14 protein-coding genes are annotated in these 25,813 nt (G+C 27.4%); 12 read left to right on the plus strand and 2 right to left on the minus strand.

Annotated elements, in window-relative coordinates:
* Window positions 1–119 precede the first annotated feature (119 nt).
* Both GKG01_RS00045 and mobC read right to left on the minus strand, forming a co-directional pair.
* Window positions 120–1,490, minus strand: coding sequence for a relaxase/mobilization nuclease domain-containing protein (locus tag GKG01_RS00045; protein WP_154254027.1), 1,371 nt, complete (start codon window positions 1,488–1,490; stop codon window positions 120–122).
* Window positions 1,490–1,858 carry a plasmid mobilization relaxosome protein MobC gene (gene mobC, locus GKG01_RS00050; RefSeq protein ID WP_154254025.1) on the minus strand — a complete coding sequence of 123 codons (369 nt, stop codon included), beginning with the start codon at window positions 1,856–1,858 and terminating at the stop codon, window positions 1,490–1,492. Before mobC ends, GKG01_RS00045 begins: the two co-directional genes overlap by 1 nt.
* Window positions 1,859–2,498: 640 nt before the next feature.
* Here mobC and GKG01_RS00060 point away from each other — a divergent pair.
* The 12 genes from GKG01_RS00060 to GKG01_RS00115 all read left to right on the plus strand — a co-directional run bounded on the left by GKG01_RS00060 (window position 2,499) and on the right by GKG01_RS00115 (window position 25,812).
* Window positions 2,499–2,870 carry a metal-dependent transcriptional regulator gene (locus tag GKG01_RS00060; protein WP_084572474.1) on the plus strand — a complete coding sequence of 124 codons (372 nt, stop codon included), beginning with the start codon at window positions 2,499–2,501 and terminating at the stop codon, window positions 2,868–2,870.
* Between the two features lie 156 nt (window positions 2,871–3,026).
* Complete coding sequence (locus GKG01_RS00065) at window positions 3,027–3,785, plus strand: thioesterase domain-containing protein (RefSeq protein ID WP_036764333.1); 759 nt, start codon at window positions 3,027–3,029, stop codon at window positions 3,783–3,785.
* Window positions 3,763–4,437 carry a 4'-phosphopantetheinyl transferase superfamily protein gene (locus tag GKG01_RS00070; protein WP_036764335.1) on the plus strand — a complete coding sequence of 225 codons (675 nt, stop codon included), beginning with the start codon at window positions 3,763–3,765 and terminating at the stop codon, window positions 4,435–4,437. Before GKG01_RS00065 ends, GKG01_RS00070 begins: the two co-directional genes overlap by 23 nt.
* Before the next feature lie 18 nt (window positions 4,438–4,455).
* On the plus strand, window positions 4,456–6,045 hold the full coding sequence (locus GKG01_RS00075) for an AMP-binding protein (protein ID WP_022620596.1): 1,590 nt from the start codon (window positions 4,456–4,458) through the stop codon (window positions 6,043–6,045).
* Between the two features lie 16 nt (window positions 6,046–6,061).
* Window positions 6,062–12,235 (plus strand): non-ribosomal peptide synthetase, encoded by a 6,174-nt coding sequence (locus GKG01_RS00080; protein ID WP_154254024.1) that lies wholly within the window; start codon window positions 6,062–6,064, stop codon window positions 12,233–12,235.
* Between the two features lie 22 nt (window positions 12,236–12,257).
* Window positions 12,258–13,322, plus strand: a complete 1,065-nt coding sequence (locus tag GKG01_RS00085; RefSeq protein ID WP_094210132.1) for a Gfo/Idh/MocA family oxidoreductase — start codon at window positions 12,258–12,260, stop codon at window positions 13,320–13,322.
* The gene (locus tag GKG01_RS00090; protein WP_108830669.1) at window positions 13,319–14,776 is read left to right on the plus strand and encodes a condensation domain-containing protein; all 1,458 of its coding nucleotides are present in this window, start codon (window positions 13,319–13,321) and stop codon (window positions 14,774–14,776) included. The genes GKG01_RS00085 and GKG01_RS00090 overlap by 4 nt, the downstream gene beginning before the upstream one ends.
* A 24-nt stretch (window positions 14,777–14,800) precedes the next feature.
* Window positions 14,801–16,177 (plus strand): phosphopantetheine-binding protein, encoded by a 1,377-nt coding sequence (locus tag GKG01_RS00095; RefSeq protein WP_154254023.1) that lies wholly within the window; start codon window positions 14,801–14,803, stop codon window positions 16,175–16,177.
* Window positions 16,174–17,247, plus strand: a complete 1,074-nt coding sequence (locus tag GKG01_RS00100) for an NAD-dependent epimerase/dehydratase family protein (protein WP_004838460.1) — start codon at window positions 16,174–16,176, stop codon at window positions 17,245–17,247. Before GKG01_RS00095 ends, GKG01_RS00100 begins: the two co-directional genes overlap by 4 nt.
* A 1-nt stretch (window position 17,248) precedes the next feature.
* Window positions 17,249–18,298, plus strand: coding sequence for a Gfo/Idh/MocA family oxidoreductase (locus GKG01_RS00105; RefSeq protein WP_154254022.1), 1,050 nt, complete (start codon window positions 17,249–17,251; stop codon window positions 18,296–18,298).
* Window positions 18,299–18,317: 19 nt separating this feature from the next.
* A complete protein-coding gene (locus tag GKG01_RS00110) occupies window positions 18,318–23,681 on the plus strand; it encodes a non-ribosomal peptide synthetase (RefSeq protein WP_154254021.1) in 5,364 nt (1,787 codons plus the stop codon).
* A gap of 19 nt (window positions 23,682–23,700) precedes the next feature.
* Window positions 23,701–25,812 carry a class I SAM-dependent methyltransferase gene (locus GKG01_RS00115; RefSeq protein ID WP_154272013.1) on the plus strand — a complete coding sequence of 704 codons (2,112 nt, stop codon included), beginning with the start codon at window positions 23,701–23,703 and terminating at the stop codon, window positions 25,810–25,812.
* Window position 25,813: the final 1 nt, after the last annotated feature.

Below are 25,813 nucleotides of genomic sequence, written 5' to 3' on the forward strand. Positions count from 1 at the left end.
TGGGTTATATTGAAAAAATATCAGCCACATCCTATCAGGAGGGCTGATACACAAAATTTTATACAGTCTCCCCTAAACAAAACTTTTCAAACTACTGGAGAATCTGATACACCAGATCCTTACTTATACAATTCATTATAAATATACTTATCAGTATTCTTTCTTAATTGGGTCAATTCATTTATCAATATATTCTCGTTGGCGTAGTCATCCATAAGAATATCTTTTTTATTTTTGTATTCATCATATAATTTTGACAACTCTTTTATACTTAGATTTTTATATTGACACTTTTCTAAAGTATTTATTGCTTTTTCATATGCGATAATTTGAGGCTTATATTCACTATAAAAATCTTTATCATTTGTGTTTTCTTTATAGGTTTTATAAATAACCTTATTTATTTTTATAGTGTTAATGTCTTCAATAACTGTGTAAATTTCACTCATAACTTTTTCAACATCTTTAATCTTATTTAAGATTTCTTGCCTATTAACAGCCTCTTCTTGGAGTTTAGTTTCCAAATCCATACTAGATGATAGACCGTATTTTCTAAGCTGATTTAAGGTCTTCGCCATAGTATTCATATTATGTTTTCTAGCCCATATTTCATAACCTTTAGAAGATTTAACATTTTCATTATTTTCTATGTCTATTATATTATCAAATTTCTTATAAGATTTCTTAGCATAATATACTTCACTATTTTTGTAATTTTCATTTGCCTTATTTTCAATTCTTTCTTTTATTTTCTCTTTTGTATAATCTTTTCCAAGAGTAGTTTCCTTCGCACGAATGAATCGCCCCTTTTCTCCTTGTTTTTTATGTCTGAAAGAAAGATATTTTCCAAGTTTAATTTCATAGCCATATTCTTCCATAAGCTTTAAGAAATTCTCATAGCTATTTGCTTTATTAATAGCATGATCAATAGAAATTTGAAGTTTATGTTTCCAAGATTTTCCTTTATTAAATTCAATATATTCTTTGTAGGATTTACCATTGGTTTTATACTTTTCTTTAAATTTTACATAATCTTCATCTATAACAGAGAGCTTATATTTTCTACATAAATCATCACTATGATTTCTAATTTGGTGGTAAGTTTTTTTGTTACTTTGATATGCTTTACCAGTTTCAAAAGAAACATTATTAAATAGTATATGGTTGTGAATATGACCCTTATCTATATGGGTAGTAAGAACATATTCATATTTTCCTTTTAAGATTTTATCGCATAGTTCTATGCCTATTTTATGAGCCTCTTCAGCAGTAGTTTCTCCAGGGAAAAAAGATTGAATTAAATGTCTTGCCAAAATTTTTGCTTTAGAATTACATTCTATTTTTGTTTGTTCAAATTCTAAATGAGCAGTTATAGGGTTACAGTTTAGGGAGGAAATTAGAATTTTTTCATCTGTTTTATCACTATTCATAATATAATCAAGCGCTGCTTTTAAAGTGGATTTTATAGGATGAATTTTAGTAATTGCCATTATTTTTTCTCGGTATTTATGCTATTAGAATTAGTAAGAGAGTATATTTTTTTACGTATAGAGAAAATATCTTTTGCCTGATTTTCTAATAAGCTTTTTAAATCTTCTACATCATCTTTATATATAATTGATGTAGTATTTATCCTTTTAGCAATTTGATTTATATTATTTGAAGTACGACTTATATTTGTTGACATTTCACGAAAGACATCCATATCTAATACATAAATATCTTTTTCTAAAATACATTTCATAATAAATTGCCTAAGAGTTTTACACTTAGATGCTTTATATTTTTCATCTAGCAATTCTAACTCCTCATCAGATAACATTAAATAGATTCCGTTATTTCTAAATCTACTTGTCATAATTTAACCTCCTCGTATATTGTAGTTGTAATAATAAATAATACATTTTGTTCTCAATCCCTCTTTATTATGTGATAATAATTATATAGATAGAGCTCGTAGTAAACTTCCTTGAAGTTCCTCTTCCTAATAAATTTATTAATGGAAATAAAAAAGAAAAACCTGCAAATTCAAGTAGGATAACTTGACTTACAGGTTTAATTTATTCTATATATTTCGTTTGGAAATCTCCTGATTTAAATTTTTATTATTCATATTTTATCACTTTTTGAGATAATATTCAAGTTTACGTTGAAGCTATTATAAGAGTTTGTTGCTGAATTTAATCATTATAAATTTAGGGGTTTGGGGATATTCCCCAACAAGTAAAATGGAAAAAATAAGCGATATAATCGTAGTATTCTTATTCCATTTTTAGTAAGTGCATATGCACTTACTGTGCTTGCTATTTTTACTATTTTTGCTATAATACACTATTTTATGATAACTTAAATTTTAAAAAATTAAAAAAATTACTTTGAAATAGATACTTTTACAACTATAATAATATGTATGATATTAAAAAATATTTTAAATTATCATATTTAAAGATATTTGATTAAATTATTAGTTAATAACAATTTAAGAGGGGGAGTAATTTATTTTACACAGGGAATTTGCTGAAGAAAATTATTTAGAAGCCATATATATTTTATCTTTGGAAAATGAAGAGGTTAGAAATATAGACATTGCTAACTATTTGGATTACAAAAGACCGACGGTTACAAGAATGCTAAAAAAACTTGACAATAAAGGCAGGATAACTTATGGAGATGATAAAATAATTCGTTTAACAGAAGAATCAAAAAAATTTTGTGAAAAGATGTATAAAAAACATATGTATCTTACTAGCGTATTCATTAAACTTGGAGTTAATCCTAAACAAGCAGAAAGTGAAGCTTGTCTTATAGAACACGTTATATCAGATGAAACGTTTAAAAAATTAAAAAAACATTTTAATGAAACCTTATAATTAATAGCATAGATAACTTTTAAATAAGTTTTTTATGCTATTTTTTTTAATTATTTTACAAAAAAGTTCAAAAACTCATTGATAAATGTTATCAAATGGTATATAATGAATAAAAGTTAGCTATTGCTAACAAAAAATATATTAAAAGGTGAATTTATGTCAAAAAATTTTGAAATGCTAAATAAAGAATTAGACGAAAACAATATTAAAGCTAGTCTTGTTATATTTCCGTTTGCAGGAGGTGGAGTATCTGCATTTAGAAATTGGAAATATGAATTTGAAGATGTAAGGATATTTGTTGCTCAATATCCAGGAAGAGAAAATAGATTTTCTGAAAAAGCTATAAGTGATATTAATATTTTAGTTGAAACATTATTCAATGATATGGAAGAAAATTTTGATTTTGGAAAACCTTACTATTTATTTGGACATAGTATGGGAACAAAAATAGTTTATGAAATAGCCTTAAAGATCAAAAATTCAAGATATGAAAATCCAAGAGGAATAATAATTTCAGGTGGACGTGCTCCAGTGTATAAAGAACCAAACCCAATCTATTACCTTGATGACGAAGGTTTTATAGAAGGGCTAAGAAGATATGAGGGAACCCCGAAAGAGATATTAGATAATAAAGAATTGATTTCAATTTTTTTACCGACACTTAGAGCAGATTTTGTAATAGACGAAGACTATCAAGATACAAAACATGAAAAATTAGAAAGTCCCATACTTGGCCTTATGGGAGATAAAGATCAAGAAATGAAATTAGAAGAACTTAAAAAATGGCAAGATTATACAACAAAAGAATTCGTCTATAAATATATAGATGGCAAGCATATGTTTGTAAATACATCTACTGATATGGTTATAAGGGAAATAAAAAGCTATATTAATGAAAACGTTAAAAATAATTAAAATTACAGAACTAACAAAATTTGACATTAATGAGGTAGTTCAATTTATACATGATGATTGTATAGCAGTAGTTGCTGTAGAGACAAATAGTTACGGAATTATAAGTGAATGTATTCCATATTTAAGTAAAGATCAAATTGAAATTATGTGGAAGTATAGAAAAGAAAGTGACAGAATTAATTATGCTGTAACAAAAGCAATAGTAAACTTGCTATTTTCTAAAATTGAGAAACTAAAATGCGAAGAGATTAGATGGCGTTACGGTAAATATAATAAACCATATATTAGAAATCATTTGAATTTACATTTTAATATATCACATACCACAGGATTTTCAATAGTAGCCTTCTCAAGAAATGATATAGGAGTTGATATTGAAAATATAGAAAGAAATATAGATTATAGTGAAATTAAGAATAATTTTTTTATTAACAATGAAAAAATATTAGGTTTGAAAGACTTTTACAAATATTGGGTTTCTAAAGAAGCTTATTTAAAATATAAAGGAGTCGGTTTAATTCAAAATTTGGAAACAGTCGATGTTATTAATAAAAATAATAATGTAATGAAAGTTATAGATAAAGAAAATAATATTCAAAAGGAGATTTTGATTTTTGAAAAAGAAAAATTTGTTTTTGCGTTATGCTATTAAAAAGGTAGGGCAAATATTATGAATTTAGAGATTAAGAGACAATTAATCAACTTTTATGATAAAGATGTTTGGGAGCATCTAACTGTTGGCGAACATTTGAAAATGTGGTCAAATACATACGCCGATAGAGTAGCAGTTGTAGATGAAAATGAAGAATTGACATATAGACAACTTAAAGATGAAGTGGATTGTTATGCTAATGGACTTTTAAATCAAGGATTCTGTAAGGGAGATAAAGTATTATTTCAACTTCCTAATAGCAAAGAATTTATTATAATTTTATTTGCAATGATGAGTATAGGAGTGATTCCTGTAATTATCTTGATGGGTCATAGATATTCAGAAGTTAAGGGAATTTTAAATAAAACAAATGCAAAAGCATATATTGGAATTAACAGGTACTTAGGATTTTCATATGAAGATATGGTGTCTAATATTATAGAAGATACGAAAGAAGATTTACAAGTTTATTTGATTGGCGAAACAGAGAAATATGAGAAGTTATGTACCTTAAGACAAAATAGAAAAAATAAATTTGTTGAAGAATTAGAGTATAAGGAAACAGCTATATTTTTATTGTCAGGAGGTACAACCGGCTTTCCGAAACTAATACCTAATAGGCATTGTGAATTTATATATTTAGCAAAAGAACTGGCAAATGTAACAGATATGAATGAAGATACAGTGTATTTGGCAGCTTTACCTATGAGCCATAAATTTGCACTTTGTTGTCCGGGAATGATTGGGACATTGTCAAAAGGTGGTAAGGTAGTTACTTGTAGAGTATCCAGTCCTGATGAAATAATACCTTTGATTGAGGAACAGGAAGTTAGCATTATGGCATTGGTACCTACTTTAGCTAATATGTGTATAGAATATCTTAAAAATGATGATGCTGATATCAGCAGTTTGAAGTATATACAGATAGGTGGATCTGTTCTTGATTCTAACTTAGCAAAAAAGATTCAGGAAGAATTTAATTGTAAATTATTGCAATTGTATGGCATGAGTGAGTCGTTGATTACTTGCTCTAGGGTTTTGGACGATGATTATGACAGATTACATACTCAAGGGAAGAAGTTAAGTGAGTTTGACGAAGCTCGTATTGTTGATGAAAACGGGAAAGAGGTTCCTGATGGAGATTTTGGAGAGCTAATAGTTAGGGGACCATATACTATTTTGGAATATTATGATTCATCAAAACTAAATGATACTCAGTTTACAGAAGAATGTTTTTTAAGAACAGGAGATAGAGCCGCTAAGTTATATGGAGACAATTATAAAATTGTTGGTCGTGTGTTGGAGATGATAAATCGTGCTGGAGAAAAAATAGTTCCTTCTGAGTTGGAAAATATTTTGCTTACAAATAAGAATATTAGAGAAGTGCAAATTGTTGGCATACCCGATGAGACTCTCGGAGAAAAAATAGGTGTATTTATTTTGAAGGGGAGTACCGTTCTTACACTTAGAGATATAAGGAATTATTTGGTAGAAAGAGGACTTGCTTCTTTTAAGTTACCGGATGAAGTACAGTATGTTGATCAATGGCCATTAACAAGCGTTGGAAAGGTAGATAAAAGTAAATTAAAACAACAAATGATTAAATAGATAAGGAGGCTACAATATGGAAACATATCAAACTAAACAGCAGGCAGTACGACTTCTTGATGAAATGTTACAAGCAAACTTAGATGGATTTAAACCTTCAGGAAAAGACAATTTGATTGAAAAGGGTTTAGGCTCTATCCAAATCATGCAAATAGTTTCAGAGCTTAAAAAATTAGGGATAAAATTATCGTTTGCAAAACTAATGGAAAATCCTACACTTGAAGATTGGATTAGACTTATTGAAAAAGCAAATATTAAAAATATTGATAAAAAGACTGAATCAAGAGAAAAGAATATTTCGGAAGAGTTCCCTTTAACGGATGTACAGTATGCTTATTTTGTAGGGAGAGAAGAAGATCAGGTTCTAGGTGGTGTTGGGTGTCACGCATACTTAGAAATTGATGGACAAGAGATTGTAACAGATAAATTAACTGCTGCTTGGAACTGTTTACAAATGGAAAATCCAATGCTTAGAGCAAAATTTAACCGTAATGGTACTCAGCAAATTATGGAAGAACCATACTCAAAAGAAGTTAAAATTTTTAATTATACTTCACTATCTGAAGAAGATGCAGACATAAAACTATTGGAAATGAGAAAAGAAATGTCTCATAGAAAATTTGATATAGAAGTTGGAGAAGTAGCTAGCCTTAGCATTGCGTTACTAAAGGATAAAAAACATAGAATATTTTTAGATATTGATATTCTAGTTGCAGATATAATGAGCATAGGCATTATAATGAGTAGACTTGTAGAGCTGTACTGCGGAGAAGATAAAGTTTCAATAGATAGCAATTATACTTTTAAAAATTATCTGGAGGAACGAAAAATAGATGACGAAATATACAAAAAAGATAAGGAATTCTGGAAGAAAAAAATTGAATCCAGTTTTCCTTTAGAGGCACCTAACTTACCCATTAACAAAAAACCGGAAATGATTGAAAAAGTGGTTTTTTCAAGAAGAAAGAAAATTATTAGCAAAGAAAACTGGATTAAGATTAAAGAAAATGCATATAAAAATAAAGTTACCCCATCAATGGTTCTGTTATCAGCATATTCAATGATTATTGAAAGATGGACAAATCAAGAAAAATTTGTGATCAATGTGCCATTATTCAATAGAGATGTAAATGATAATAGTGTTAAAAGAATGGTTGCAGATTTTACTAATCTTCTATTAGTTGAGTGTGAAAGAAAGAATGAAAAATTTTTAGATAGAGTGAAAACTATATCTGGCACATTTTTAGAAAATGCCTCTCACAGCTCATACTCTGGAGTGCAGGTACAAAGAGATGTTTATAAAGAAGTTGGAAAAACTATCAATATTGCACCTGTGGTGTTTGCTTGTAATATAGATTATCCTTTAGAGACTCAGGAAACAAGAAAAATATTCGGGAAAATAAACTATATGGTATCACAAACTCCACAAGTTTGGCTCGATTTTCAAACTTATTTAGTAGATGATGAGATTGTATTATGCTGGGATGTGGTTGATGAATTATATCCAGATGGAATGATTGATGATATGTTCGACTCTTTATACACTTTATTACAATCATTAAGTGATAATGAAAATTGGTATAGATTGCCTGAAATTCTTCCGTTGAATCAGATTGAAGATAGAGAAAAAGAATTAAAAAATATTTTGCCTATGAGTTACCCTAAACAAACTCTCTATACAGAATTTCTTGATAGGATTAAAGTAAACCCGGAAAAAGTTGCTATTGTGGATGCACAATCCGGTATTGAATTAACTTATGGAGATTTATACAAAAAGGCGTTAATTATTGCAACAAATTTAATTTCTTTTGGAGTAAAAAAGAATGACTACGTGGGAATAACATTGCCAAGGGGATATAGTCAAATAGTTGGTATTTTAGGAATTTTATTTGCCGGCGCAGCATATGTTCCTATCGGTATTAATCAACCCAACGAAAGAAGAAGGAAAATATATGAACAGATAGGAATAAAACATGTCTTATCCAATAAAAATACAATAAGGGATTTTAATTTAGATGATACAGATATCACATTTGTTGATATAGATCAATCAACTATTCAAAGTATAATTGAAAAACCTGTCAATATTAGTCCGTTTGATACAGCCTATGTAATTATGACATCAGGAACGACGGGAATTCCTAAAGGTGTGGAAATTGCACACAATAGTGCTGTTAATACAATCAATGACTTAAATGAAAGATATGAAGTAAATGCCAATGATAGCGTAATAATGGTATCAGCAATTGATTTTGATTTATCAGTTTATGATATTTTTGGAATATTATCGGCTGGAGGAACCATCATTACTTTAGATGATAATAATTTCAAAGATCCGGAACTTTGGTTAAAACTTATTGAAAAATATGAAGTAACAATGTGGAATTCGGTGCCAATTCTTTTTGATATGCTAGTAACTATGGCAGAGGGTAAAGATGTTTCTATTCCATTGAGATTAGTTTTTCTTTCTGGAGACTGGATTGCAACAACATTACCTAAAAGATTTTATAACAGAAGCAAAAATTCTCTTGTAGTTGGAATGGGAGGAGCAACGGAGGCATCCATATGGTCAAACTATATCAATATTCCAAAAGAAATACCTGAAAATTGGATTTCTATTCCGTATGGAAAAGCGTTAAAGAATCAAGTCTATAGAGTAGTTGATGGTTTAGGAAGAATATGTCCTAACTATGTTAAAGGAGAATTGTTAATTGGTGGGGTTGGTGTTGCAAAGGGATATAGGGGAGATAAGGAATTAACAGAAAAGAAATTTGTAGAATCGGATGGAGTTAAATGGTATAGAACTGGAGATGCTGGAAGAACATGGAATGATGGAACTATTGAATTTTTAGGAAGGCTTGATAATCAGGTAAAAGTTAAAGGGCATCGAATAGAACTTGGAGAAATTGAAGATGCTTTAATTGGAAATCCTAAAATTAATAAAGCTGTTGTTGATGTTATTAAGATAGGCACTAATAATCAATTGGTCGCATTTATTGAAAGTAATGAGAGTAAGGATCATGCATTAACTAGATTAAGTAGTAATGAAAAAATAAATAAACTGAAATCTGAATACATTGATTATGATGAGTATCTAAATAGTGAAAATAATATGGTTTTAGGTTTGATATTTTCTATTTTCATGGATTTGGGTATTAGTCAAGGAAAAAGGTATTCTTTTGATGAAATAATGAAATTTGGAGAAATAGATATAGGATACGAATTGCTCGTAAAAAGATGGCTATTATTATTGCAAGAGCATAGTATGATAAGTTTAGAAGATGGTATTTATTTATTTAAAAAAATAGATATAGCATTAGACACAACAGTCAACCTAGATAATTTCAAAAATAATGTGGTAGATATTATACAGGGTAAGAAACAAGCTGTTGATGTGTTTTATGCTTCTGAATCTAAACTTAGTCCTTCCAGACTTTTGAAAAAACTGAAAAATTATAAAGAAAATATAAATGAACTTATTGAAATTATAAAGATGGTATTTGATGGCAAAAATAAAAAGCTTAAGATTTTAGAAATAGGTGGAAGAAATAGCGAATTAACAGAAGAGATAATTACAAACTTTGAAGATAAAATCGAAAAATATGTTTATACCGACACTTCGCTATATTTTTCAAATGAGTTTGAAGGCATAAAAAATAAATATACTTGTTTCGAGTTTATAAAAATAAATTCTTCAAGTAAGTATTTGGAAAATTTTAAAACGGAAAAATTTGATATTGTCATATTATATAATTCGCTACATCGTTCTCATAATATTTCAGATATGTTGCGTAATATAAAAACCATATTATCTCCTATGGGCGTTGTGATTGGAACTGAAATAAATGATGAATTATTATTACCAGAAATTAGTGCATCTGTACTAGAACGTGGTTTTATTGATTTTGATTTGTTAGAGCGAAATGGAAAAATTATTCCAAATATTAAAAACATTAAAAATGCAAGTGAAAATTGTAAATATAAAATTGAGTATTTATCTAATGAGACTGAAATTAACAAAATGGGAAGTATGATATATGTTCTTAAAAATAACAAAATAGATGTTGAACAAGATGAATTAATTAAATTTTTAAAGAACAAGCTTCCTGAATACATGATTCCACTTGAGTTTATAATTGTAGAAGAAATGCCATTAAATAAAAATGGGAAAATTGACAGAAAAGCATTAAGAAAATTGATAGAAAGAAATGATGACCATAATTTTATCCATGTCAGAAAAAGGATTAATAATACAAATGAAATAGAAAAGTATGATGAAATTACAAAAAAAATAATTGATATATACAAAGAAATTTTAAATAATGAAAATGTATCGTTTACTTCTAATTATTTTCAATTAGGGGGAGATTCTCTTACAGCAACAAAGGTTGTTTCAAAAATTCAAAAAGAATTATGCGTAGAAGTATCAATTGGCGATATCTTTAAATATCCTATTTTAAGAGATTTTTCAGAGTTTATTAAGAAAATCGAAAAAGATAGACATTTACCATATAAAAGAATTGTACATGATTTTAAAAACATAAATGAGCCATTTCCATTAACGGATGTGCAATTTGCATATTGGATAGGAAGAAACAAAATGTATTCTTTAGGTTCAGTAGCAACACATTGTTACTTCGAATTAGATTGTTTGAATATTGAGCCTAATAAACTTCAAAAGGTAATAAATGATATGATTAAGTATCATTCTATGTTAAGGGCGATAATTTTAAACAATGGAACACAACAGATATTGGGAAAAGTTCCACCATTTATGTTAGATATTAATAACTTATCATGTCTTAATAAGGTTGAACAAGAGGAAGCTTTAAAACTGACTAGAGATATTATGTCTCACGAAATATTAAAGATAGATAAATGGCCTATATTTAATTTCAAACTTAGCATTTTAGATGAAATTAAATCCAGACTCCATATTAGTTTAGATAATATTATTTTAGACGGTTGGAGTATGTTCTATATTCTAGATGAATTGAAATTAAGATATAATGATGAAAATTTTTATAAGGAATTACCAGATGTTTCATTTAGAGATTATGTTTTAGAAATTAGAAAAGTAAAAAACACATCTAAATATCAAGTTGATAAAAAATATTGGCTGGATAGATTGAATGGATTTTTGGAAGCCCCTAAATTTGAAATAGCAAAGTTAGAAAGTGATATAGAAGAACAAACTTTTAATAGAAGAGAAAAAATTATTGATTCTTATGGATTGAATAAATTAAAAGGAATCGCAAGAGAAAATAACATAACATTGACAATTTTATTAATAACATTATTTTCTGAAATAATTAGGAAATATTCATTAAATGATGAATTTGTATTAAATATTACACAGTTTAACAAGGAACAAATTCATCCGGATATAAATAAAATCATAGGAGATTTTACTAACCTAACATTTCTTGAAGTAAAAAATTGTACTAGCGATTCATTGCTAGAAAAATCCAAAATGTTGCAAAAACAATTATTAGAAGATACAAAACACAATTCATATAGTGCTGTAGAATTTGGAAGAGAATTAAGAAATAAACACTCTAACAATAGATATTCTTTAATGCCTATAGTATTTACAAGTGGATTAGGTTTGTCTGAAGGCAGGAAAGATGCTTGGCTAGGAGAACTTGTATATAGTATTTCTCAAACACCACAAGTTTGGCTTGATCATCAAGTTATGGAAATGGACGGCAAATTAAAAATAATTTGGGATTCCATTGATGAAATATTTACGGCACAGTTGCTAGATAGGATGTTTGAGTCTTATGGAAACTTATTGGATACTATAATAAATAATACCAATGCGTTTTCCACTAAAATTAATTATAAGGAAAATAAAGATACTGAAAATAATGTATGTATTAGAGAAGACTTATCAGTTTATCAAAATAATGAACCTGATGAAGATATTCATAAATCAAACAAGAAAACAGAAGATAAATTGAACACTGAGCTACTTTATTCTATATCAGAAATTTGGAAAGAAATTTTAAAAATTGAAGAAATAAAAAAAGAAGATAACTTCTTTAAACTAGGAGGGAATTCTTTAAATATGATACAACTATCTAATACATTAATGGAACGATATGGTTTTCATTTAGAATTAGGGGAATTTATGGAAACTCCATATATTGAAAATTTGGTAATAAAGTTGATGGATTTTTTGAAATGATGTATTTGGAGAGAGGAACATTATGATGAAAGCGATAGTTTGTGGAACAACTTTTGGTCAATCATATATAAATGCGATAAAAAAAATAAATAATATTGAATTGGTAGGTATATTAGCTTTTGGAAGTAGTCGTTCTAAGAGGTGTGCAGAAGAACATAATGTTCCACTATATGTTGATGTAGATTCTATTCCAGGAAATATAGATATTGCATTTGTTATAATTAAATCTTCTGTATTGGGAGGTAAGGGAACTGAATTGTCAGAGAGTCTCTTAAAAAAAGGAATTCATGTGATACAGGAACATCCAATTCATTATAGGGAGATAGAGAACTGCTTAAAGTTGGCTCATGAATTCAACTCATGTTATATAGTAGGGAATTTATATAATTCATTGGAAACTATTGAAAAATTTATTGAAGCTGCAAAATATTTAAATAAAGAAGATGTTCTTGAACATGTAGATATCATGACATCTTCGCAACTTCTTTATTCTTTGATAGGTATTCTGAACGAAGCATTACCTCTTCTTAGAAGTTTTAATATAATTCCAACGTTAACAGAGAAAAGATACCCTTTTAATCGTGTTGTTTTGTCAAATGGGCAATTGGATGTAAACTTACAAATTCATAATGAGGTTTCTGATGTGGATGGGAATAACCATATGCATCTTCTTCATAAAATTACTTTTTTTTATAAAAGTGGAAGATTAGATCTTGAAGATACCTTTGGATCTGTAATATGGAGGGATAGAATGAATATATCTGATAATATTGTGTTAGATTCAAAACAAATTGATGTTAATTATTTAAATAAGCCAATAAAATTTAGCTTGGCAAATTACAGTAACTTGACATATGAAACTATACTTTATGATGTTTTTCCGAATGCCATAAGGAAAGAAATTGAAAAATTTATTGAAAATGTTAAACAAAGAAAAAATAATATTACAAGAACGCAAAAGGAAATAATAGTTTCGAAAAAATGGGGAGAAATAATGAAAGAAATAGGGTTTCCTAAAAATGTTAAATTTGGTGAAGAACATCTTAACCATTTACAAGCTTTAAAAAATTTAGGGATGAAAAAATGAAACTAAAAAATGATAGTACAGACTTAGAATTATTTGATTATGTAAATGAGCTGAGAAAACAGGGAATGTTTTTGTTTGTGGAAGATAAAAAATTAAAATATAGAATCAAAAAAGAATTATACAATGAAGAGGTAATCAACGAAATTAAAGTTAACAAAGAGGATTTACTCAGATATTTATCAAAAGCACAAGAAAACACTTTGGAATTGAGTTCACTTCAGTTGGCATATATGGCTGGACAAGTAGATGGGGAATTTTTAAATAAAGTTAATGCTCATTATTATATTGAATTTGAAAAGCAAAATTTAAATATTGCTAATCTTGAAAAAAACATTAATTTGATGATTAGAAAAAATGATATTTTAAGATTGATTTTATTATCGGATGGTAGAGGGATTATTCTGGAAAAAGTTCCTGAATATAAAGTTTTTAAATATCAATATAATTCTAAAGAGGATAGGTATAAAATGCGAAAGATTTTATCGCATATGAAGTATAATATCGAAACATGGCCTATGTTTAAATTTGTAGTTGGAAAGAAAATTAATGGCGAGAATAAAAATGATGTACTCCACATAAGTTTTGATTGTTCTATATTAGATGCGTGGAGTGCAGGTAATATGATATATAAGCTTTTTGCGTTATACGAAGGAGAAAAAATAAGTTTTTCCGATGTATCTTATAAAGATTATGTAATGAATTTAAGAATATATAAGGAACTTGCATTTAATAAGAGACTTTTAGATGAGGCTGAAAAATATTGGAATAAAATGATAAAAACACTACCAAAAGCACCGAATTTAAGAACAAAAATGCCGATTAATGACTTAGAAGAATACAATTTTAAAAGAAAAGAATATCGTTTTAGTAAAGAACAAACTGACAATTTAATACATTATTCAAAACTAAGAGGTGTAACGTTGTCTGCTATATTAATCACTATTTATATGAAAGTATTGTCTGACTTAATTGAGACTGACGAATTAACAATAACAACAACATTATTTGGGAAATTACCAGTAGTTAAAAATGCAGATGAATTGTTGGGAGAATTTACAAATATAGGATTAATTAGCTATAAAGATGAATATAAATCTATATTAGAGTCCATCAAAAAAACCCAAAAACAAATATTTAAGTTATTAGAATATAGATGTTTTGATGGGATTAATGTTATAAATAAAGCTAGGCAAGAGAATGGAATAAATAAATTGTTTCCAATAGTAGTTACTTGCATGATTGGAGAGAGTTATAGCAATTGTAAAAATGGATTTCATGAAATATGTTCATTAAGTCAAACACCTCAAGTTTATCTAGATCATCATATAAGAATGATTGATGATAGTATTGTGATTACTTTTGATTATATAGATGAGTTATTATATGAAGAGGATATTATTTGGATGGTAGGTAAGTATATTGATGTTTCAAATGAAATATGCTCTAATTTTTGATAAATCAACTATGGAGGGAATAATATGAAAAGAAAAAAGTTTAATATTGAGTATCAAAAAAGAATTTATAGTGGTAAATATAAAACAATAATCTCACAAGAAAATGTTAAAACGCTCCTGGTTGAACCAGAATTAGAGGAAGATAAATCGGAATTTAAGATAAATTATATTGATAATATTAATACAGACAATGAAGTAAAAAAGAGAAAGTATTTTGTCCAAAAATTTTTATTAGATTTATTAACTGAAATTAATGTTAAAAAAATAAAAATAGACAACAAGAATGAAAATATAATTAAATACTGGTTGAAATATGTGAAAGATTTTAAAGCAGATGAGATGAATGAAGTAAAAATCGCAGAGGATTCTTTATATAGAAAACTACAACTAAAAAAGAATTTATTTGTAGATATACTTGAGAATAATAATAAAAAAGAGCTTTTGCTTTTAGATAATGAAATATCCCCAGCAAAACTAGGCATTAGAAGTGAGTTTACTGAGGGCTTATTAGATAAATTAATTAAAAACATCAATAATGAAAGTAAAGATATTAAAAGGTTAACAATAGGCATTGTTAATGATGTAGATTGCATAATAAAAGATAACTTAGTCAGCAGAATTAAAGATTTAAACAATGTAATTTTATTAAATGATTGCAATGATAAGAAATTTTTGAAAGATAATTACTTAAGTAGATTTGATCACATTATTTCTGTTAATTTTTTACATCAAATTGAAGACGTTGAATCTTTTTTCAAAACCTCAAAACTAATGTTAAAAAGAAACGGAAAAATTCATGTAATTGATTTTGGTAAAATGGATCCAATATCTGTACTTACAGCCATATTTTTTCAAGAAAAAAATCTTGATGTAGAAACTGAAAAACGTACGCAGTTTTTTTATAAAGTTGATTACATTAAGAAAATAGCCAAAAAATATTTTTTTAAAAATACTATGTTTTTGATAGAAAATAATATTGCTTATTATCTCGAATCAGAAAACTATACAGATCATATTGAGTTGATAAATAACTTAGAAAATGAAATTGGGTTAGATTTCGATAATAAGATTGTTTTGCTGTCATTGGACTCTTTTGATGTGGATGTCTCTGATAAAGCAACAATAAAAGAACAATTAAAAAATTATAATGAAAATTTAGAAGAAATCTTAAAAATAATATGGATGCAAAATTTGGATATAGATGATGTAGATAGAAATTCTAATTATTTTAAGCTTGGAGGAAATAGCTTATCTGCAACAAAGCTTCTAGTTGAGATAGAAAGAAGATTAAAATGCAAACTCACATTAAATGAAATTTTTTCAAATCCTGAATTTGAAAAAATGTTAAATTTGATAAATTCAAAACAGTTAGGTATGGAGGTAGTAGAAGGTGAAATATGATAGGAATAATTGGAGCTACTGGAGATATTGGTTCAGAATGTACTAAAATTTTGAATGATTATGGAATCAAAGATATAAAGTTGGGATATAGAAGAAAAGAAAAAGTTTATAAGAGTAAGAATACTTTTGCATTTATAGATTTGGATGATATAAATACTTGTATTGAGTTTGTTGATGGATGTGACTGTATTATAAACTGTTCAGGGTATTCAGATTCATCAATATTTAATTTAATAGATACAGTTAATAAAAACAAATGTATTCTCATTGACTTAAGTTATTATAATTTCTATGAGAAATCTGTTTTTGAAGGAGGAACAATATATCATGGAGTTGGTTCATCGCCAGGATTAATAGAAGCATTGCCAGTTATTATTTCTAGAGTTTTTGATAAAACCCTTAGTTTTCAAATGTATTACGCCTCTAATGGAGAATTTACTTATAATGCAGCCAAAGAATACTTGAGATATTTAAGTGAAGATGGTTTTTATGCAAGATCAATCTTAAATTCAGGAAAGATAGAACCCTATTTGGCAGGAAATAAAACAATAACATTGCCAATAAGCAGCGAAAGATGGGTGCCATTTCCGTATATTGATAAAAGAACTCTTAAAGTTTGTAGGCAAATAGGTGTGGAAAATGCCATATTTTATATGTGCATAAAGAACGGATATGTTTGCAATTTTTTAAAGAATATCCGTTCTGATAACATTGAAAATATAAATGTAATGGCACAAAAATTAGTGGATTTATCCAATTTGGATAATATTGAAAAAAAAGAATTTGGAGGATTTATCTTAGAGGCAACAGGAATAAAAAATAAAAATACTATAGATGCTAATATGATTTTAAAAAGCATTTCACCAACTAGATTAACGGCTCTAACAGTAGCAGCTGTTTCTATTTTAGCTCTAGAACATGGTAATAAAACTGAAATCAAAGATATGAGTGAGTTTCCTTTATTAAATAGTTTACTTGATAAGATGATGGAAATGGATACAACATTTTATTACAAATTGATGAAAGGAACAAATTTGAAATTGAATAATATCTTTGAAGGAGAAATATAAAATGAAAAAAAGATTGAAAGCCATAGTTTGTGGCACGAATTTTGGGGAATTTTATTTAAAAGCATTAAAGAGAGCCGAATCAGATTTTCAAATTGTTGGTATTATCGGAAGAGGCAGTGAAAGGTCAAAGACACTTTCAAAGAAATATAAGGTACCACTGTATTTTAATGTTGAAGAATTGCCATCAGATATAGATTTAGCTTGCGTTATTGTTAGAAGTGAGGGAACAGGTGGGGATGGAACAGAATTGTGCATAGATTTACTAAATAAAGGAATAAACGTAATTCAAGAGCAACCTGTTTATCAAGAACATTTATATAAATGTTATAAGCTAGCAAGAGAGAAAAACCTTATTTACTTGACTGCAAATCTATATTCAAATTTATCAAATATGCAGAGATTTGCAGTGTATGCAAAAAAATTAAATATATATTCTAAGTTAGAATATATAAGCGTTTCTTTTTCTACACAATTATCATATGTAGCTTTGGATTTATTAGCTATTTCTGGTATTTTAGGTGATTTAGAGTTGGATAATAATATAATAAAGGGATTAGGCCCATTTGATATATTATATGGAAATATAGGGAAATTACCTATTTTAATAGAATTCAATAATCAATTAAATCCCAAAACACCTGATTATAATATGCAATTAATGTATAGTTTTAAACTTTATTATGAAGATGGAGTATTATCGCTAAATGATGCTTATGGAGATGTTGCTTGGCGTCCAAGAACATATTTAAAAGGAGCTAAAGACGATTTAAATATAGGTAAAGAGTCAATCTACAAGGTTTTGAATTCTTTAAAAGAAACGAGTACTTCAAAATTTTTTCAAACATACTGGATTGATTCAATAACAGCAGAATTGATTAAAATGAAGAAATATATGAATTCAGGCAAACTTGATATTCGTCGAGTAAACAGGGAACTATCAACATCTAAAAAATGGGAAATTTTGCAGAAAAAAGCGGGATATGCAACGTTTATGGAGACTAGTAAAGAGAAGCTGCTTTTGCTGAGTGATATAAAAATTTTTGATGAATAATTTAATAAGGAGGTAAATAATGGAGAACGGTTATAAAGAAATAATTGAAAAATATTCTAAGCAAGGTATTGAGTTGTATGTTGATGGTGAAAAGTTAAAATATAAATCCATAAATGGTCAGTTAGATGAAGATATTTTAATGGAATTAAAATTAAATAAAGAGGGACTTAAAGAATACATTAAAAAACTTGAGAATAAATATGATGTTAAAGATGATTACGCACCATTTCCATTATCTCCAGTTCAGACATCATATCTTTATGGAAGAGATGACTTACATTCATATGGAAATGTATCTTGTCACATTTATCAAGAATTTTTATATGATAATTTAGACGTTTCAAAAGTACAAGATACATGGAATTACTTGATAAATAAACATGAAATGCTGAGGGCAGTTATATTTAAAGAAGGATATCAAAAAATACTACAAAAAGTTCCAGAATATGAGGTTGTTACTGGAGATAGGATATCTATTAGAGAACAGTTAGAGGATAAAGTTTATCAATTAGAAAAATGGCCAATGTTTGATATTGGAGTATCAAATTATGGAGAAAAATCAATTTTACACTTTTCGATGGATTTTATGATATGTGATTGGTCAAGTATATGGCAACTTTTATTAGAGTTTGAGATGAAGTATTTTAAAGGAATAGAGAATGATAGACAATCTAAGATATCATTTAGGAATTATATAATAAGTGAAGAAAAGACAAAAGAAAACTCGGAATACAAGAATGCGAAAGCATATTGGAGTCAAAAGACTAGAAAATTAAAGACATCTCCAGTAATACCTTTAAAAACGCTAAAAGAAACGGACGTTTGTAAGTTTAAAAGATTGTCTTTAACATTAGATAAGGATATGTGGGATAAATTTAAAATTTTAGCTCAAAACCATGCTTTAACACCGACAGCATCAGTATTGACTGTATATAGTGAAGTACTAAAAAAATGGAGTACAGAAAAAGAATTTCTTATAAATTTAACTTTATTTAACAAGAAAAATTTAGGGGAAAATATAGAATCTTTAGTAGGCGATTTTACAAATACATCGGTAATTTCGATAAAAAACATAAAAGAATCTTTTTCAGAGTTAGCAAGAGAAGTTAATAAAGAATTATTCAGCTCAATAGATAATAGTGCATATCCTGGAGTTAATATATTAAGAGATATTGCTAAACTGCATAACTCCAAAGAATTTTTAGCGCCGTATGTATTTACAAGTGCAATAGGGTTAATTAAAAAGAGGTTGATAGGAAGATATGTGTATGGAATATCTCAAACACCGCAAGTATTTATTGATTGTCAAGCTATGGATACTGAATTAGGTTTACAGATTAATTGGGATGTTCGTGAAGGAATATTTGAAGATGATATGTTGGAGGATATGTTTAGTGAGTTTAAGAAGATTTTAATAAATTTATCGAACAATGAAGAATTTTGGGAGAAACGTCTTGAAATTGATCTACCTAAGTGGCAACGTGAAATTAGAGAAAAAGTTAATGCTACAAATAAAAAAATTAAGAATAAGACATTATTAGAAGATTTTATAGAAAAAGTAAAATCTTATCCAGATAAGGCGGCTATTATAGACTCCAGAGGCTCAATTTCTTATAAAGAATTATATAATAAGTCTGTATCTATAGCTTTAGCATTGAAAGAAAAAAATGTAAAAAAAGGTGAGCATATAATTGTAAAACTACCACATAATAAAAGTCAAGTTTATACTATTCTTGGAATACTTATGGTAGGAGCTATATATGTTCCGGTAGATTTTAATATAGAAGAAAAAAGATTAGAGAATATTTTAAAACAATGTAATTGTAAAGTTATTTTGACAAATGGCAGTTGTTATGATAGCAGACAAAGAAATTTTGTGAACATTGATGATGTAAATTATAGGTTAGATTTGATAAATATGTTTAATATAGAACATGTTGATTCGAATGATGCAGCTTATATCATGTTTACGTCAGAGACTACTGAAAATCCAAAAGGTGCTGTAATAAATCATGGCGCAGTATTTAATACTATATATGATATAAATCAAAAATTCGAAATATCTGAGAGAGATTGCTTATTAAGAATATCAAAATTAGATTTCGACTTATCTGTTTATGATATTTTTGGAATGTTATCAGTTGGAGGAACTATTGTATATCCTGATGAAAGTGAGTATTTAAATCCTGCTCATTGGGATAAATTGATTGAAGAAAATTCTGTGTCTATATTAAATATGGTACCAGAATTAATGAAACTATATTTAAATTATTTAGAAAATTTATCAAAAAAACAAAATTTTATTAAACTAATATTGCTATCAAGAGATTGGATCCCTTTAAATATGCCTAATGCGGTGCAAAAAACTTTTGTAGAATCTAAAATAATAGTATTGGGAGGTGCTACAGAAGCCTCTATATGGTCTAACTATCATGAATATAAAGGTATTAAAAAGGGATGGAAAAGCATTCCGTATGGGAAACCGCTCACTAATCAACAAATTTATGTATTAGATAAAAATTTTGAAGATTGTCCAGTTTATTGCGAAGGTAATTTATATATATCTGGTAGAGGCTTGGCGGAAGGGTATTTAGGAGATAAAAAGTTAACAGAAGAAAAGTTCTTTATTCATCCTCTAAAGCAGGTCAGACTTTATTCTACTGGAGATTTGGGTCGCTATTTATCAAGTGGAGAAATAGAATTTTTAGGTACGGAAGATACTCAGGTAAAAATAAGAGGCAATAGAATAGAACTTGGAGAGATAAAAAACACCTTAATGAAACAGGAAGGAATTGATGATTTAATTGTTAGAGTCAACTATAATAAGGAGGATAAACCGATTGAAGTTATTGCCAAAATAGGGGTTGATATTAGTGAGGTTGACGAACAATACGATAAATATTTTGATGGGTTTGAGGCAATAGAAGAAAATATTCAAAAAAATATAGACTATGATTGTTATCAATATATTTGCAAACAAAGGGATATAGTTTGCCTTAATTCGATGTTAAATACTTTGATAGATTTAGGGGTATTAAAAAATATTGGTTTAAATTTATATAATTATGAAAAAAATTCAACTGATATAGATTTAAAATATCATAAAATTATAAATAAGTGGATAACTCAGCTTAAAATAAATAATGTTATTTATTCAAAGGGAGAATCAATTGTAATTCCTAAAATAATAAAGAAAGAATTATTAGATAAGTTATGGAATAATTGTATTTTAATGTGGGATAATGCATTCGGAGATATTAATATAATGTATTATATTAAGGAAAATATAGATAATTTAAAAAACATTTTAACAAACAAGATTGATCCAAGAGGAATTCTTTATCCTAATGGGTCAAAGAAATATACAGAATCTCTTTATGAAAAAAGTATATTTTCAGCCTTGATTAATGACTATTATTGCCAGTTTTTAGAAAATTATTTAAAGTACAATAAAAAGAAAAAGATAAGAGTTTTAGAAATTGGTGCAGGTACTGGTGCAACAACAAAAAAACTATTAAAAATACTTGATGGTCATGACTATGAATATCATTTTACAGATTTGCAAAAATATTTTTTACCACAGGCTAAAGAAAATTTTAAAAATAATAAGAATATATTAGTTTACCAACTAGATATAAATGAAGATCCAATTAAAAATGGCCTACAACCAAATTATTTTGATATTATTATAGGAGCATATGTATTGGAAAATGTTAAAGATATTGCTAAAAGCATGTCTTACATTAAGACATTGATGGCACCTAAAGGATATTTGTTATTCTCAGAAGCTATAAAAAACGAACCTTGGCTATTGGTATCGCAAGCATTAATGATGGAAGAAGCAATTGATAGCATAAGAGAAGAAACTGTATTTATAGACACAAAAACATGGGAAAATATATTGCTTAAGGTTGATGATAGCAATAAAGTTTATAAATTTCCATATGAGAATAAATCTTTAGGGATTTTTGGGGCAACTCTTTTTATTAAAAAGTTTAAAACGAAGTTTATGGAAATAGATAGGGAAAAAATAAACGAGAGTATTAAGGGATATTTGCCAAATTATATGATTCCATCTAAAGTTTACTATGTAGAATCTATAATGTTGAATAGTAATGGCAAAATTGATCAGGAAAAGAATTTTGATATAATTAATGCTGAGAATAATGAAGAAAAAGTTTATACAGCTAACAATGAAGCGACATCTGAAACTGAAGAAAAAATTCTTAAAATTTGCAAAAATTTGTTGGAAACTGAAGATTTAACACTGGAATCAAATTTTTATGACTTTGGTGCAGATTCACTTATTATTGCAAAAATAGCAACCGAAGTGAAAAATAAGCTAAATAAGGAAATTTCTTTTGAAGAATTATTGAGAGAAATAATTAATTTTCCTTTTGTATCTGAAATTTCTGCGTTTCTGGAAAAAAGTGATGACAAGGATGTAGAAAAAGATTATAGTGATGAAGAAATGGTATATACAAAAATTTTTAAAGGTTCAAACAATTTGGAGACCTCAAGGTTAAGGGTACTTGTACACGGCGCTTTTGGAAGTTGGGAAAATTTCAAGGATTTAGCTACAGAATTATGCCAACAAAATGCAGGAGATGTTTTGATATTGGGAGTTTCAAATATAAAAAAATATTTAGAACTTGATAAGAAAAACCTGGTGCCTATGTTAGCGGATATGTATTGTAAAAAGATAGTTGGATTTGATGTCAAAGAAGTGCAGCTAATAGGATATAGTTTTAGTGGAGTCGTAGCAATAGAAATGGCAAGAAGACTTTTAGAAATGGGAATCAATGTTGTTAATTTATCTATAATTGAAGGCGGAACAATTCCAGAGAATAGTTTTGATGAATTACCACTTGAATTAATATTCATATATGCGTTTGGTATAAACTTAGAAGATTTAGGAATTAGACAAATTGATATATTTGATGATATTTATACTTCAATTGATACTAATAAAAACATACTAACGATATCAAATATTTTAGATCATTTAAATAATGAAGAAGATAAAAATCTTATTATAGAATTAAACAATATGATACAGAGTGATAGATTTATTAAGTATCATAGTCTTATTAATAAAAAGCAGAAACAGGCGTTATCTATGTACTCTTTGTTTGAACTATATAAAATATTTAGACATTCAGTAGAAGCTCAAAAATATAATCCCGATCTTTTCTTTGGGGATCTTGATTATTATATTGCTAAAGATAACAAAGGAGCATATAAATATATTGAGCATTTAGTTGATAAATGGAAAGATTCAATTATAGGCGATATAAACAAATTCTATATTGATGGAAATCACTACAGTTGTGTACAAAATAAAAATAATGCTAAACAATTGGCGATGTTAATAAAAAAATAAACGTCTAAAGGAGATGTAAATGAAGGTGTCAAATCTTTTGATATGTGGTAATCCAGAAAATTTACATTATTTGCAAGCAAAAACTAAATTATGTATATTAGATTCTGAAGATGAGTTAGCTGAGAAAAATGCTTATTTTAAAAATCTAAAACTATACAAATTTGTTTCGCAGTTACCATCAGATATTAAATGGGCGTATATTCCTCAAAAATCCTTGATAGCTTCTAACAATCCATATTTAAGAATGGAATTGTTAGAAGCCGGAATTTCTATAGTTGATCAGATGCCATTGGATGTAGATCAAATAAAAGATTGTGTAAAAATTGCAAATAATAAAAAAGTTTATTATATTCCAGAAATACCAAGTGAAAATGATATTTTTTTTAAACAGTGTACAAATACGATATATGAAGAATTTAGTAAGAACAATATTTTATATATTGATGGGTTATTTTCAAAGTTTTTGATATATTATATTTTTAAAATACTGAAAGAAGGATTGAAGACAAATCAAAAAGTAAATATAACAAATAATCATGGTAATTCAATGATAAAATCATTTTCAGGATATATTGCAAGTGTTCCGTTTTGCATAAGAATATATAGACCTAATCTTAATGAAGAATATCAATTTACTGCGTACAATGATGAGTTAAAAATTTTCACAAAAAATTGTTGCATAACAATTAACTTTATTCAGAAAAATATATTATATGGTTATAATATAATAAAAAAAACAGCAGGAAATATTAGCGGTTTTAATCAAACATTGAAGAACAATTATAAGTTGAATTTAAGTACAGTTATTGAGGAGGGCATAGATATAAATGAAATTAATTATCGCTCTCATATTCAAGAAGCATTAAACGATTTATCTTTTATTCAAGATATAAATAAAGTATTATCATGTGATAAAATGACAGGAATAGGAGAATATAAAAGAAAAAATAATTGGTTTCAAACTTTGAAACAAGGAGATGGATTTAATTATAATAATTCAGTTACAATAAATATGAGTAAAGAAATTGCTAATATAGAGAGGAATTATTCATATATCTCGAAAGAATATTTATTAAAGTATAAAGAAACGTTGGATACTTATATATTAGGAGAAATATTTAAATTCTTTAAAGACAACGGTGCTTTTAACGATCAAAATATAAAATATTCTGAGGAAAAGATCATTAAAAACTGCTTCCATAGCAAAAATAGTAAGATAGTAAAGAGATGGTTAAAAATGCTTGTTTTGCATGGATTTATAGAAAATAATGAAGGAAGTTTTTATTTGACTAAGAATTTACAAATCAATACAGAACAACTTTTTTGTGAGTTGCGTGAATTATGGGATTGGAAATTAGGTGATCCCTCTTCGATAGATTATATCAGAGAAAATATAAAAAATTTGAAAGAGTTGTTTTATGGGGAAATTGATTGTAATGCTATATTATTCCCGGAAGCTGATATAAAATATGCTACAGCTCTGTATAAAAATAATTTAATATACAGATTTTTAAACGAAATAATCGGAATTCAGGTCGCTGATTATGTAAACCGACACTTTGAAAGCAAGCTTAGGAAAATAACCATACTTGAGGTTGGCGCTGGTATAGGTGCGTCAACAGATAGTATAATTACAAAATTAAATGAATATAGTTTGATACAAAAAATAAATTATTTATATACTGATATTTCGAAGTTCTTTTTAGATATTGGAAAAGAGAAGTTTAAAAATAATTCAGCAATTAAGTATTTAAGGCTTAATATTGATAATTTAGAAGAGATAGAATCTTTAGATAAGGTAGATATTATTGTTGCAGCAGGGGTTTTAAATAATTCTAGTAATCTTGAGAAAGTAATGAAGGCATTTTTAAAAAAGATAAGACCAGATGGAGTAATGTTGATTACAGAACCAATAGGTAATCCAATTGAGATGCTAATATCACAAGTATTTATGATGGAAGAACCTGATGATATACGAAAGATTAAAAATAGCACTTTTTTAGAATTAAATGATTGGATAGAACTTATTAATCGATGTGGGGATTTTGATATTAGTATTTTCCCTAGAGAAAATTTCAATTTGAATATATTTGGGCAAAAGTTATTAATAATTAAAGATAAAGTGAGGTGAA

Origin of the sequence: Finegoldia sp. BIOML-A4 (assembly GCF_009679635.1) — a bacterium.
Classification (GTDB): Bacteria; Bacillota; Clostridia; order Tissierellales; family Peptoniphilaceae; genus Finegoldia; species Finegoldia magna.

Bases quoted from the DNA above. Each gene is read 5' to 3' on its own strand.
- GKG01_RS00100 (WP_004838460.1), top strand. From the start codon at position 16,174: ATGATAGGAATAATTGGAGCTACTGGAGATATTGGTTCAGAATGTACT.
- mobC (WP_154254025.1), bottom strand. From the start codon at position 1,858: ATGACAAGTAGATTTAGAAATAACGGAATCTATTTAATGTTATCTGAT.
- GKG01_RS00090 (WP_108830669.1), top strand. From the start codon at position 13,319: ATGAAACTAAAAAATGATAGTACAGACTTAGAATTATTTGATTATGTA.
- GKG01_RS00095 (WP_154254023.1), top strand. From the start codon at position 14,801: ATGAAAAGAAAAAAGTTTAATATTGAGTATCAAAAAAGAATTTATAGT.
- GKG01_RS00045 (WP_154254027.1), bottom strand. From the start codon at position 1,490: ATGGCAATTACTAAAATTCATCCTATAAAATCCACTTTAAAAGCAGCG.
- GKG01_RS00080 (WP_154254024.1), top strand. From the start codon at position 6,062: ATGGAAACATATCAAACTAAACAGCAGGCAGTACGACTTCTTGATGAA.
- GKG01_RS00085 (WP_094210132.1), top strand. From the start codon at position 12,258: ATGATGAAAGCGATAGTTTGTGGAACAACTTTTGGTCAATCATATATA.
- GKG01_RS00110 (WP_154254021.1), top strand. From the start codon at position 18,318: ATGGAGAACGGTTATAAAGAAATAATTGAAAAATATTCTAAGCAAGGT.
- GKG01_RS00105 (WP_154254022.1), top strand. From the start codon at position 17,249: ATGAAAAAAAGATTGAAAGCCATAGTTTGTGGCACGAATTTTGGGGAA.
- GKG01_RS00070 (WP_036764335.1), top strand. From the start codon at position 3,763: ATGAAAACGTTAAAAATAATTAAAATTACAGAACTAACAAAATTTGAC.
- GKG01_RS00115 (WP_154272013.1), top strand. From the start codon at position 23,701: ATGAAGGTGTCAAATCTTTTGATATGTGGTAATCCAGAAAATTTACAT.
- GKG01_RS00075 (WP_022620596.1), top strand. From the start codon at position 4,456: ATGAATTTAGAGATTAAGAGACAATTAATCAACTTTTATGATAAAGAT.
- GKG01_RS00065 (WP_036764333.1), top strand. From the start codon at position 3,027: ATGTCAAAAAATTTTGAAATGCTAAATAAAGAATTAGACGAAAACAAT.